11 protein-coding genes and 1 other RNA gene are annotated in these 13313 nt (G+C 41.1%); 10 read left to right on the plus strand and 2 right to left on the minus strand.

Going from position 1 to position 13313, the window contains the following annotated elements:
* The first annotated feature begins 1 nt into the window (after position 1).
* A complete protein-coding gene (locus CD00_RS0102100; protein ID WP_026654396.1) occupies positions 2 to 1222 on the plus strand; it encodes a DHHW family protein in 1221 nt (406 codons plus the stop codon).
* A gap of 98 nt (positions 1223 to 1320) precedes the next feature.
* The gene (locus CD00_RS16855; RefSeq protein ID WP_051594048.1) at positions 1321 to 3531 is read left to right on the plus strand and encodes a glycosyltransferase; all 2211 of its coding nucleotides are present in this window, start codon (positions 1321 to 1323) and stop codon (positions 3529 to 3531) included.
* 46 nt (positions 3532 to 3577) lie between these two features.
* Here the strand turns inward: CD00_RS16855 and CD00_RS20995 are convergent, their stop codons facing one another.
* Both CD00_RS20995 and CD00_RS21000 read right to left on the minus strand, forming a co-directional pair.
* On the minus strand, positions 3578 to 4003 hold the full coding sequence (locus CD00_RS20995; protein WP_330370276.1) for a hypothetical protein: 426 nt from the start codon (positions 4001 to 4003) through the stop codon (positions 3578 to 3580).
* Positions 4004 to 4055: 52 nt separating this feature from the next.
* On the minus strand, positions 4056 to 4376 hold the full coding sequence (locus CD00_RS21000; RefSeq protein ID WP_330370277.1) for a hypothetical protein: 321 nt from the start codon (positions 4374 to 4376) through the stop codon (positions 4056 to 4058).
* A 106-nt stretch (positions 4377 to 4482) separates the two neighbouring features.
* Between CD00_RS21000 and thrC the strand changes: the two genes are divergently transcribed.
* The 8 genes from thrC to CD00_RS0102145 all read left to right on the plus strand — a co-directional run bounded on the left by thrC (position 4483) and on the right by CD00_RS0102145 (position 13282).
* Positions 4483 to 5976, plus strand: coding sequence for a threonine synthase (thrC, locus tag CD00_RS0102115; protein ID WP_026654397.1), 1494 nt, complete (start codon positions 4483 to 4485; stop codon positions 5974 to 5976).
* A gap of 40 nt (positions 5977 to 6016) precedes the next feature.
* On the plus strand, positions 6017 to 7390 hold the full coding sequence (locus tag CD00_RS0102120; RefSeq protein WP_026654399.1) for a citrate/2-methylcitrate synthase: 1374 nt from the start codon (positions 6017 to 6019) through the stop codon (positions 7388 to 7390).
* 14 nt (positions 7391 to 7404) lie between these two features.
* Positions 7405 to 8064 (plus strand): deoxyribose-phosphate aldolase, encoded by a 660-nt coding sequence (deoC, locus tag CD00_RS0102125; protein ID WP_026654400.1) that lies wholly within the window; start codon positions 7405 to 7407, stop codon positions 8062 to 8064.
* A 94-nt stretch (positions 8065 to 8158) separates the two neighbouring features.
* Positions 8159 to 9982 carry an aminopeptidase P family protein gene (locus tag CD00_RS0102130; RefSeq protein WP_026654401.1) on the plus strand — a complete coding sequence of 608 codons (1824 nt, stop codon included), beginning with the start codon at positions 8159 to 8161 and terminating at the stop codon, positions 9980 to 9982.
* A 162-nt stretch (positions 9983 to 10144) separates the two neighbouring features.
* A non-coding RNA gene (ssrS, locus tag CD00_RS19705) (6S RNA) lies at positions 10145 to 10352 on the plus strand.
* An 80-nt stretch (positions 10353 to 10432) separates the two neighbouring features.
* On the plus strand, positions 10433 to 11578 hold the full coding sequence (locus CD00_RS0102135) for an AI-2E family transporter (RefSeq protein ID WP_026654402.1): 1146 nt from the start codon (positions 10433 to 10435) through the stop codon (positions 11576 to 11578).
* A 41-nt stretch (positions 11579 to 11619) separates the two neighbouring features.
* Positions 11620 to 11811 (plus strand): hypothetical protein, encoded by a 192-nt coding sequence (locus CD00_RS0102140; protein ID WP_026654403.1) that lies wholly within the window; start codon positions 11620 to 11622, stop codon positions 11809 to 11811.
* A gap of 211 nt (positions 11812 to 12022) precedes the next feature.
* Entirely contained in the window at positions 12023 to 13282 is a 1260-nt protein-coding gene (locus tag CD00_RS0102145; protein ID WP_026654404.1) for a 6-phosphofructokinase, read from the plus strand.
* The last annotated feature ends 31 nt before the right edge of the window (positions 13283 to 13313 follow it).

Consider the following 13313-nt stretch of genomic DNA (forward strand, 5'->3'; position numbering starts at 1 on the left):
TATGAAATATTTTGTTAAAAAAAGAATATTTGCGGTAGTTTTCCTGCTGGCAATGTTTTCGTTTAGTGCCGTAAATATTTACTTGAATAAAGATGCTTTTATCAAAGAAGCAAACAAACATTTGAATGAACCCGACAAATTGCCCTCTGAGTTTGAAGAGGTCATGCAGGATGAGATTGTCGGTAAGAGACATTTTGTTGAAGCCTATGGTCTTACACAGAAGACTTTGGGTAAAAAAGAATTTAATTCTTTTGAATTTGTCAAAGACAATAATGGATTTCTTCATTACGCAGCATTTTATCGTGATGATGAAAAGAAAATTTTTGAGTGCGCGCTCAGAGTAAAGAGGCTTCAGAATTATGTGGAGAAGTACGGAACAAAGGTGCTCTTTGTTATGACTCCTTCGAAGTACAACAGAAAGTACTCTGACTTTGAAATGGGGTTGCCGGTAAATAATCCCACTGAGGATACATATGAGATGATGATATATCTCAACAGACTCGGTGTTCCGAGTATCAATCTCGGAGAGGTTATTCCAAGTAAGGATATTCCTTATGAGCAGGCATTCTTTAAGACCGATCACCATTGGACCGTTCCGGCAGCATTCGAGGCTACAAAGGTAATGATCGATGAGCTCAATGACAGATATGGTGCAAATTTTGATCCTACAGGATTTTATTTGTCAGACAAGGCATATACTGTAAAGAAATATGAAGGTCATATGCTTGGATCAATGGGAAGAGATACCGGAATAGCATATTCCGGACTTGAAGATTTTACAGCTCTTCTTCCTAATTTTGACGGTCATTATAAGAGAACTTACATAATGGATGATGAGGAGACTTTGGAAGGTACATATTCGGAGACTCTTTTGGATATGGATGTTCTTGAGCCGGATATTGATTATTATGAGGATTCACAGTATTCACTTTATCTTGATCAGGTTACAAACCTTGAAAATATTGAGAATTTTGATAATCCTGACGGACCAAGTGTACTCATGATAAGAGATTCATATTTTGGACCTGTAATTCCTTTCATGGCACCTATGTGTAGCAAACTTGATGCTATATGGGCTTTGGAAAAGATGGACGACATGAATGTAGGTGAGTACATTAAGAAACAGTATGAGAGTGGGGAAAGATACGATTATCTTATAGTCGAATACTATCCTCATAACATCGACGAAGAAGCTTTCAAATTCTTCCGCGGAGATAACTAATATGAAAATTAAGATTTGCTTTTGGATAAACACATTTTTTTCTGTGCTGTATCTGGTCTGGAGAATATTTTTTTACAATTCCGTTCAGAGCAGGTGCGTTGTCGGTAGTATGCGGCGTTATTCTCCTTGTTTTTGAAGTGCTTGGTATGGTAGAGGCTCTCATTCACTTTATGAACATGCATACATCGCATGATTATAAAGTTCCCGATGTGCCGAAGGACAGATTTCCTCACATAGATGTTTATATCTCTACATACAGTGAGGAACCGGAGCTTTTATACAAGACCATTAATGGCTGCAAAAACATGGATTATCCCGATAAGAGTAAGGTGCATATCTATCTGTGCGATGATAACAGAAGACCCGAGATGGAAGAGCTTGCCAAGAAGATGGGCGTAAACTATCTAAAGCGTGCCAATAATATTGGTGCGAAGGCGGGTAACCTTAACCACGCTCTTGCAAACTCCACATCTCCTTACGTTGTTACTTTTGATGCGGACATGATTCCTCAGAAGAGGTTTTTGATGCAGCTCGTGCCGTATCTTGTTGATGCTGAGATGAAGAATGAAGGAAAGAAAGAGGAGGACAAGGTAAAGATCGGCTTTATCCAGTCTCCTCAGAACTTTTACAATCCTGACCTGTTCCAGTTTAATCTTTTCTCAGAAAACAGAATTCCTAACGAACAGGATTATTTCTATAAGGATATTCAGGCTGCCAGAACTAAGAGTAACAGTGTTATTTATGGTGGCTCAAATACTATTATTGCTAGGGAAGCTCTTGAGAGCATTGGAGGTTTTTATACAGAGGCTATTACAGAGGACTTTGCTACAGGTATCCTGATTCAGAGAGCAGGCTTTGTCTGCCTTGGAACAAGCGATCCTTTGGCTTCAGGTCTTTCGCCCACAGATATTCCTAACCTTATCCAGCAGCGTATCCGCTGGGGACGAGGTGTTATTGCAACAGGAAGAAAGATGCACATATACACTGCAAAAGATCTTTCTCTTTCTCAAAAAATGAATTACTGGGCATCAATTTGGTATTGGTATTCACCGGTTAAAAGACTTGTATACATGATATCACCTATCTTGTACGCTGTTTTCGGATTTACAATATTCAAATGTACCCTGCCGCAGGTATTGGCATTCTGGCTTCCGATGTACCTGACTTCAAATCTGGCTTTGAGCCAGCTCTCAGGGAACGTCCGCTCTAATAAGTGGACGGGCATATATGAGACTATCATGTTCCCTTATATGCTTCTTCCCATAGTTTTAGAGACTTTCGGAATTACTCTTAAGAAGTTTAAGGTTACGGCGAAGAGTCAGCTCAGCGGTAAGCAGCACTACGAGCTCTATATGATCCCGTTCCTGCTTCTTATAGCACTTTCGTTGTTTGGTATATTCAGATGTGTAGCTGTAATTTTCGACAGTTCATCGTTTGGTCCGGGAGTAGTTTTATTCTGGATGATCATGAACCTGTACTATATGGTCATGGCTGTTCTGTTTATTGACGGACGTGTTGCGTACAGAAGAACAGAGAGAATTCCTTTGGAAGTTCCTTGTACATTTACTGTTGACGGTGAAGAAATCCAGGGTACTACAGTTGATATTTCAGAAGAAGGTCTTTCGGTTCAGTTCGACAAGCCATATTATATCAACGAAGAAGCTATGGTTCCTGTAAGTCTTAATTGGGAGAATTGCGATACCAATGTTCTTACAAAGCTTGTTTATGTAAAGAGAAACAAGAATACATGGCGTTACGCAATGGAGATTATAGATTACAAGGAGAGCTATAACGATTGGCTTAATCTTGTATTTAACAGAATCCCGCCTCTTCCGTCTGAGATCATCAAAGACAGCGGAAGTTACGACGATATCCTGCTCAATACCAAGAAGAGACTCGATCCTCCTACATTCCAGAAGAGAATCTATCCGAGAGTGCTTCTTAACTATGATGCAACTGTACTCGGAGAAGGTGAGAGCAAGGTTCGTGTAAAGAACTTCAACTATGCTTGCGTCAACCTGGCTATTGCAAAGGGACCCAAGAAGATGATGATAAAGCTCTTTGACGACGTTATCTTTGACTGTACATTCCAGTTTAAGAGCCGCGGAGAGAACTGCATCTATACTATCAACAACATGCAGGAGATAATCAAGGATAAAGAGAAGTATCACAAGTTCCTTGACTTTGTTGTTGAGAATAATGCTATAGCCAGAGGCGAAGCTAAAGCTGAGCAGATTGAAAAAAACAGAATGATAAAAGAATATGAGAAGAAGAGACTTATCGTATTCGATGAGATGAATTACGTATAAGATTACCATCAATTTCACAATTCACCATAACGGGCTGGAGGTTAATTTAAACCTTCAGCCCGTATATTTTTTCGGAAATCTTAGTTTTGTGATAAATATCGGCATATTGAGACGGCGTGAGGTCTTCTACATAATTTACCGAGAAGTTCTTCTTTATGCCATTTTTTATAAGTATATCGGCGGCTTTGTTGTATGCGATCGCAGCTTCCGCTTCGCTGTTGTATTTGCCGATGACATAGTTGCTTTTTACATGGATCACGGCTTTGTAGCGGACAAAGCCCTTTTCGGCAAACTGTCTTACGCCTCGATATCTGTTGAGAATGATTATGTTTTCATACCTAAGGTCTGTCGGATCGTCATTGGCAAAGCGGTAGTCACGTCCTCTTACCGAATAGCTGTTGATTCCGTATCTTTGAAGGACGGAGAGCTGACTTCCGTAGTCTGCAACAAACAGATGCGAGCCTCTTCTCATTATTTTATGAGATGAATAGTAGAAGAGATCGTCTATGTCGAATTTTAATTTTTCATCTTTTGAAAGGTAATAAGTGAAATATTTTTTTTTCCAAATAGATCGGATTGGCGATATACATCCCTTTATCGCGGTAATTTATTAGCGAAACAAATTTTTCGAAGGGAAGCGTCATTGATGAAGTGTACGAATCAATATCTATAGATAAACGATTTAACACTCTTTTTGCCTCTCTGTAAACTTTGGAAGCGTCCTTCCTGCTTGGGAAAGAGCCAAGTGCGATGTGTTTTCCGCAATATGTTATGGAAGCCCTGAAGGATGGGGTTCCGTCTTTTAAAGTTGTCTCGTAAACACCTATTGAATTATTTTTTTTCACACAATCCCCCGGTTTGTATGTTATAATTTTAACTTAAGGGCTCTGTTTTTTTGTCCTTAAATCATTTATTTTTAAATATTGTATCAACAAAAGAGGAGTAAAAGCAATGGCAAAGGAAGTTTTGTACAGTAGCACCAGAGGAGCACAGGGTAATATTAAGGCTTCAGAAGCAATTCTCAGAGGACTTGCACCGGACGGAGGTTTGTATGTCCCTGATCATATACCGCATCTTGAAAAGACTTTAAGAGAGATCGCGCAGCTCGATTACCAGGGTACTGCATATGAGGTAATGAGACTTCTTCTTACCGATTATACAGAGGAAGAGCTTAAATACTGCATTTCACATGCATATGATTCAAAGTTCGACACAAAAGAGATAGCTCCGATTTCAGAGGCAGACGGTGCTTTTTATCTTGAACTGTACCACGGCGCAACTATTGCTTTTAAGGATATGGCACTTTCAATTCTCCCATATCTCATGACAACGGCTGCAAAGAAGAATAATGCAAAGAACGAGATCGTTATTCTTACAGCTACGAGCGGAGATACGGGAAAGGCTGCTCTTGCAGGATTTGCAGATGTTCCGGGCACAAGGATCATAGTTTTTTATCCCAAGCACGGCGTCAGCCCCATTCAGGAACAGCAGATGGTAACACAGAAGGGTGACAACACATGTGTTATCGGTATCGAAGGAAACTTCGACGATGCTCAGACAGGAGTAAAGAAGCTCTTTACAGACGAAAAGCTTGCAAAAGAAATGGATGAGAAGGGATTCCAGTTCTCATCTGCAAACTCCATCAATATTGGACGTTTGGTTCCCCAGATCGTATATTACGTATACTCTTACGCAAAGCTTTTGAAAGAGGGAAGAATTGCAGACGGCGATCCCATTAACGTAGTTGTTCCGACAGGTAATTTCGGTAATATTCTTGCCGCATACTACGCTAAGAACATGGGTGTGCCCATCGGAAAGCTTATCTGTGCATCAAATTCTAACAAGGTGCTTTTCGACTTTTTTAAGACGGGAGAATATGACAGAAATCGTGAATTTGTACTTACAGCTTCACCTTCAATGGATATTCTTATTTCTTCAAACCTTGAGAGACTCATTTATCATATCTCCGGCGATAATGCCGCAGCTGATGCTGAGTACATGGGCAAGCTCTCTAAGGACGGAAAATATGAGATAACAGATGATATGAGATCAAAGCTTGTTGATTTCTTTGGCGGATATGCGTCAGAGCAGGAGACTTTTGACACTATCAGAAAGATATTCGACAAGACAGGTTATCTTATGGATACACATACAGCTGTAGCCAGTGCGGTATACAGCAAATATATAGAAGAGACGGGCGATAAGACACCTACAGTAATAGCATCAACCGCAAGTCCCTTCAAATTCACAAGAAGCGTAATGAACGCTCTTGGCAAAGGGGATGATTCCAAGGGAGATTTCGAACTTGCAGACGAACTTTCCGAGGTTTCAAAAGTTAAGATCCCCGAGGCGGTATCTTCAATCAGAACCGCTGAGATAAGACACAAGAAAGTTGTGGATAAGACTGAGATGGAAGGTGCCGTAAAAGAATTCCTCGGTCTTTGATTCAAACATTTTATATAAAAATGCTTAAACGGAGGTGCGGATGGAAAACGGAAAGAATATTTACTCTGAAAACACACCTGAGATAGTTGAGCTTGCCAAACTGTCAGAAGCTGCTGATCAGATAGAAAATGAGCTTTTTGTCAAGTATGACGTAAAAAGAGGACTTAGAGATTTAAACGGAAAAGGCGTACTTACAGGCCTTACACGTATTTCAGAAATTGTTGCAAAGGAAGAAAGAGACGGACAGAGCATTCCCAAGGACGGTGAACTGTACTTTAGAGGATATGATGTAAAACAACTCATAAAGGCAGCATCGGATGACAACAGATTTGCTTTTGAGGAATGTGCTTACCTGCTTCTTTTTGATAAACTTCCGACTAAACCGGAACTTGATGACTTTAACAGACTTCTTGGATTTTACAGAAGTCTTCCCACAAGCTTTGTAAGAGATATAATCATGAAGGCGCCGAGCAGGGATATGATGAATACACTTGCAAGAAGTGTCCTTACACTTTATTCTTACGATGATCTTGCGGATGATACATCGCTTCCGAATGTACTGAGGCAGAGCCTTCAGCTTATAAGTTTGTTCCCGCTTTTATCAATATACGGGTATCAGGCTTACAATCATTATCACGAGGGGAACACACTCTTTATTCATCCTCCTCTTGAGGAACTGTCTACAGCGGAGACAATCTTATACTTATTAAGACCTGATTGTAAGTATACAGAGCTCGAGGCAAAATTGCTTGATATTTGCCTTGTGCTTCATATGGAACACGGCGGCGGTAACAATTCATCTTTTACAACACACGTAGTTAGCTCAAGTATGACCGATACATATTCGGTTATAGCAGCTGCCATTGGCTCGCTTAAGGGACCCAGACACGGTGGTGCCAACATCAAGGTTGTGCACATGTTTGATGATATTGAAGCCAATGTAAAGAACTGGGAAGACGAGGAAGAGGTTGCCGCATACCTTAAGAAGATCCTTAATAAGGAGGCTTTTGATAAGGCCGGACTTATTTACGGTATCGGACATGCCATTTATTCCAAGTCAGACCCGAGAGCTATGGTATTAAAGGGCTTTGTTGAGAAGCTTGCGATAGAAAAAGGCCGTGAGGATGAGCTCAAATTGTATGAGCTTGTTGAGAAGCTTGCGCCGCAGATTATCAGCGGACAGCGCACTATGTATAAAGGTGTAAGTGCGAATGTTGACTTCTATTCAGGATTTGTGTATCGTATGCTTGGGCTTCCTGAGGAGCTTTATCCTACAATTTTTGCTATGGCGAGAATCGTCGGATGGAGTGCTCACCGAATGGAAGAACTTGCCAATAACGGCAAAATCATACGTCCTGCATATATGGCAATCGAGCCCAGGAAGGGTTATATGGATATGAAGGACAGGGATTAAGAAAGGGGTTCAATATGGACGAGAAAGAAATAATAAAACTTATTGACCACACTCAGCTTCAGGCAGATGCAACATGGGAAGACATCGTAAGTCTTTGTGACGAGGCAGTAAAGTATAAAACAGCGACGGTCTGCATACCGCCAACATATTTAAAAAGAACGCATGATAAGTACGGCGATAACCTCAAACTCTGCACTGTTATCGGATTCCCTCTCGGCTACAGCTGCACAGCGGCTAAGGTTGTAGAGGCAAAAGAAGCGATCAAGGACGGAGCAGAGGAAATCGATACCGTTGTTAACGTTAGTGATGTAAAGAATCACAGATATGATGAAGTAAAGAAAGAACTTGAAGAGATCAGAAAGGCTTGCGGATATAAGCTCCTTAAAGTTATCATCGAGACCTGTTATCTTACAGAAGATGAGAAAAAAGAGCTTTGCAAGATCGTTACCGAGGTAAAGGCTGATTACATCAAGACTTCAACAGGATTTGGCAGCGCAGGTGCAACTCTTGAGGATATCGAGCTCTTTAAGAAGAACATCGGCCCTGATGTTAAGATCAAGGCAGCAGGCGGAATCCGCACGATAGAAGATGCTGTGGCATATGCTGAGGCAGGATGCAGCAGAATCGGATCATCTAAGGTTGTTCCTCTTGTAGTTAAGAAGTACGGGCTTTAATATTTGAGAAAAAAATTCAACTACTACTCACAGTTCCGGTGCATTTGGTGTACCATGGATTGTGAGTAGTAATATTTTAGAGGAAGAAATCAATATGGGAACAGAAAACAAAACAATTAAAAACAGACTGGCGCAGCTCAGAAAAGCTATGAAAGAGAATGGGATCGACTATTATATGATTCCTACTTCAGATTTTCATAATTCAGAGTATGCGGCAGATTTTTTCAAGACAAGAGAGTATTTTTGCGGCTTTGACGGATCGAACGGAACACTTGTCGTAAGTGACAACGAGGCAGGACTCTGGACTGACGGAAGATACTTTATACAGGCTGAGAACCAGCTTGCGGGAACGGGAGTTACTCTTTACAAGATGGGAGAGGAAGGCGTTCCCACTATCGAGAAATATCTTTCCGATAATGTAAAAAAAGGTGAGGCACTTGGCTTTGACGGAAGAGTTGTTCCGGCTGAAGACGGTGAAGTGCTTGAGTCTATGTTTAAGCTTAAAAATGCGGATTTAAAGATTGGTAAGGATCTTGCGGAAGAAGTCTGGACAGACAGACCGGCGCTTCCATGCCATGACATGTATGTTTTATCCGATGAACTTTGTGGTAAGTCTTTTAAGCAAAAGCTTGCGGATGTCAGAGCAAAGATGAAAGAGTACGGAACATCGATGCATCTTTTGTCAAAGCTTGATGATATTATGTGGCTTACAAATCTTCGCGGAAATGACGTTGAATGCAATCCTGTAGCGCTTTCTTATGCAATGATAACAAGCGATATGTTTATTCTTTTTGTGCAGAAAGATGAAGTTACGGATGAGGTTCGCGCATATTGCGAGAGTAACGATATTGTTCTTAAAGATTATGCTGAATATGCAGAGTACATGTCAGAGCTTGTTCTTACAGGAAATATCCTTATCGATAAGAGAAATACCAATTATCTTACATATAGGCTTATTGCTGATAAGGCGGGTGAAGCGGGATATGTCATTGAAGACAGGGAAAATCCCACAGAGATAATGAAAGCTATAAAGAACGAGACTGAGCTTAAGAATATCCGTGAGGTTTATTTAAGAGACAGTGCTAAGCTCACAGAGTTTATCTACTGGGTAAAAGAAAATGTAGGAAAGATCCATATGACTGAGTACTCCGCTGCGATGAAGCTTGACGGTATGAGAGCGGAGCTTCCGGGATTTATTGAGCTTTCTTTCCCTACTATCAGTGCATATAATGCAAATGCTGCAATGGCACACTATGAGGCTACTGAAGATAACGCTGCTGAAGTAAAGGCACAGGGAATGCTTCTTGTTGATTCGGGCGGAACATACATGGGTGGAACAACCGATGTTACGAGAACTATCGTAGTCGGAGAGATTTCCGATGAGATAAAGAAGCACTACACAGCGACTGTATCCGGTATGCTTGAACTTGCAAATGCAATATTTAAGGACGGATGCACGGGAAGAAACGTTGATATATATGCGAGAAGGGCACTTTGGGATATCGGAATTGATTATAACCACGGAACGGGACACGGCATTGGATATATGCTTAATGTGCATGAAGGCCCTCACAATATCAGATGGAGGAGCTCGGAGGGCGCTAACAAAGCAGAGCTTAAGCCCGGAATGATAGTATCTGATGAACCCGGAGTTTATATCGAGGGAAGCCACGGAATCCGTATAGAGAACATTGTTGAAGTTGTAAACCGTTCTGAAACCGAGTATGGTAAATTCTACGGATTCGACCACCTTACATATGTGCCTATCGATCTTGAAGCAATCGATAAGAAGTACATGAAACCTGATGCGGTCCTGCTTCTCAATAAGTACCATAAAGCAGTGTACGACAGGGTTTCACCGCTTATCGGGGATGAGAAGATTAAGAATTGGCTTAAGGAAGCTACAAGGGAAATCTGACGTATTGACGGGGAATTTTTTGGCATCGTATTTTTATACGGTAAATTCACGTTTTATAAATATTAGGTATCTGTGAAATTACTCTTAAATCACGCGTAAACCCTTGAAAAATGCGCATGTATGGATATAATTATATTAGAACTACAAAGAACTACGTAGGTAGTTCTCCTGGGATGTCCGACAATTCCTGTGTAATTTGAACCTACATTACTTTAAACGGGACTCCTACATCACTGTTATAAATGTCACGCCTTCGGCCCTGCGCATGCGCAGACCAGCTACGGGAGAGGAAGACAGGCATAGCAGTTGCGGTAACCCACCTGGCGTCAGCTAGGAGTCAAATAACAGGAACCGGCATTTTGGGACTAAATTGGGAATAAAAGCAGTCATATCAGCTATGACTGCTTTTTCCATGACGTTTAACAGAACTTTATTTGATGGGAGAATGAAATGAAGTTAGATAACAAGTGGGTTAAAAAGAAGTGGGTTTCTTACACGATTGCTACGTGTTCAGCTGTTGTCTTGTACATGATATTGTCCAATTTCCCTTCCATAGTCAAAGGGATAAATTCTTTTTTCAGTTTCCTCAGACCTGTAATCCTGGGCATAGTAATAGCATATATATTTAATCCTGTGGCGCTCATGTTTGAAAGAGGCCTGTTTAAGAAAATAAAAAAAGAGAGCAGGAGATGGAAACTTTCTGTTGCTTTTACCATATTTTTTATTGTTCTTGCGGTAGTGCTTTTGTTTGTGGCACTTGTTCCGCAGCTTATCGACAGTGTATCGAAGTTAATTTCCAGTATCGGAGAATATGTCGATCCTTCAAATAATTTCTTGAAAGATCTTGAGAATAATAAAATAGTGCAGCTTATTGGTATAGATCTTACGGCTTTGGAGAGCTTTGAGAAAAATATCCTCGGTATTATCGGCGAGTATTTCTCTGAGAATATGGTGAGTTTTGTGAACGGATCCCTTAATGCGGGAAGAGGAATGTTTGATCTGGTTCTTGCATTTATTTTCGCAATATACTTTCTTTTGGATAACAGAAGACTTATCAGGGGATTTTCAAAGTTCTTAAGCCTTGCAATGAATGAAAAGACATATAAAAGAACCTGTGATGTCACGGACAGATGTAATACAATCCTTATCAGATATATCAGTTTCGATATTATAGACGGAATTATAGTCGGCTTTGTAAACCTTATCTATATGCTTATAGCGGGACAGCCGTATTCTGTGCTGATCTCCGTTATTGTCGGAGTGACCAATCTTGCACCGACATTCGGACCTATAGTCGGAGGAGCGATAGGTGCGTTTATCCTTGTTTTGGAGAATCCGTGGTATGCGCTTTGGTTCATTGTCTTTACCATCATTCTTCAGACTGTTGACGGATATATCTTAAAGCCCAGACTCTTTGGAGAGAGCCTTGGAGTATCACCTCTTATGATACTTGTGGCAATTGTCCTCGGAGGAAGGAAGTTCGGCGTTATCGGAATCGTTCTGGCGATTCCTTTCGCAGCGATAATTGATTTTATCTGGAAAGACTATGTGATAAAAAAACTTGAGGAAAAACATTCACAGAGGTACAATATATAGTAGATAAATGATTTAAATTGTTTCTATTTGGGGGTAATGTAATGATAGAGTTTGTACAAAACGCTATGGATTTTGGAAAGAAGAAGCTTGATAAAGCTATCAAGTTCTGGAACGGACTTGACGAGGACAAGAAGAGACTTTACACGGTGTGTGCCATCGTAGTGGTCAGTTTTGTTGTTGTGGCGTCTATTGCATATAGTTTGGGTAAGAGCCGCAGAGGAAGATTTATCTGATATTGCGTTGTACTTATAAGGAATGCGCTCTTTATGCGCGTTACATTTATTTAGATTGCTCGAAAGAGCTTGGTGAACGAGGAAACGTTAACCAAGCTCTTTTTTAGTAGAGCTCTTAGCGAGGTTTTTTCGAGTATAGTGAAGCTTGTAGATGACACTTATCGCTTTTTCGAATATAATGGAAATATACTTTCGAAAGGGGACAGGAGTTATGGTGCAGAAAAAGAAAAGAAACGTAATTGTTGGGCAATCAGGTGGACCTACCGCGGCAATTAATTCTTCACTTGCCGGTGTGTACAGGACCGCAATGGACCGTGGATACAAGAAAGTTTACGGTATGATCCATGGCGTACAGGGTCTCATGGAAGGTCGTTATGTAGATCTTTCGGATCACATTCAATCCGGGCTCGATATCGAGCTTTTGAAAAGAACTCCCTCGGCATATCTTGGTTCTTGCAGATACAAGCTTCCGGAGATTTTTGAGAGTAAAGAGATATACGAGAAGATTTTTGAGATTCTTGTAAAGCTTGAGATTGATTGTTTTATCTACATCGGCGGAAATGATTCCATGGATACGATAAAGAAGTTATCCGATTATGCCATTATTACAGGCTCTGATATCAGATTTGTCGGATGTCCCAAGACAATCGACAACGATTTGGCGCTCACCGATCACACACCGGGTTACGGATCGGCAGCTAAGTACATCGGAACATCCGTAAAAGAGATAATAAGAGACAGCTGGTCTCTTGAGACAAGTCACGGACAGGTTATTATTGTTGAAGTAATGGGAAGAAACGCAGGCTGGCTTACAGGTGCAACAGCGCTTGCCAAGGGCGAAGATTGTGACGGCCCCGACGCCATCTATATGCCTGAGATTCCTTTTGAGATGGATGCCTTCATTAAGAAAATCAAATCTCTTTTGAAGACCAAAGCGTCTATAGTTGTTGCCGTTTCTGAGGGTATCAGGACCAAGGATGGCAAGTATGTCAGCGATCTCGACAACTCCGTTGAGTACGTTGACGCATTCGGACACAAGCAGCTTACGGGTACTGCGAGATATCTTTGCAATGTTGTTTCTACCGAGTGCGGATGCAAGACACGTGCAATCGAGCTTTCAACGCTTCAGAGAGCCGCAAGCCATTGTGCATCCAGAGTAGATATTCTTGAAGCATATGAAGTCGGTGGCGCCGCAATGAAATCCGCCGATGAAGGCGACAGCGGTAAGATGGTGGTTATCGAGAGACTTTCCGACGATCCCTACCAGGCAGGAACTGAGGTAAAAGACGTTCATAAGATTGCAAACGATGAGAGGCTTGTACCCAGAGAATGGATAAGCAAGGACGGAACTTATGTAACGAACGAGTTTATTACATATGTAAGACCCCTGATCCAGGGAGATGTAGGCCCTATCATGGTTGACGGTATTCCGAGACATCTATACAGACCGGGATTTCAGGATATATTATGATAAAAACGGCTAAAATTAAGCATTTTTTTTG

It is taken from the genome of Butyrivibrio sp. AE3003, assembly GCF_000686065.1.
GTDB lineage: Bacteria > Bacillota > Clostridia > Lachnospirales > Lachnospiraceae > Butyrivibrio > Butyrivibrio hungatei_A.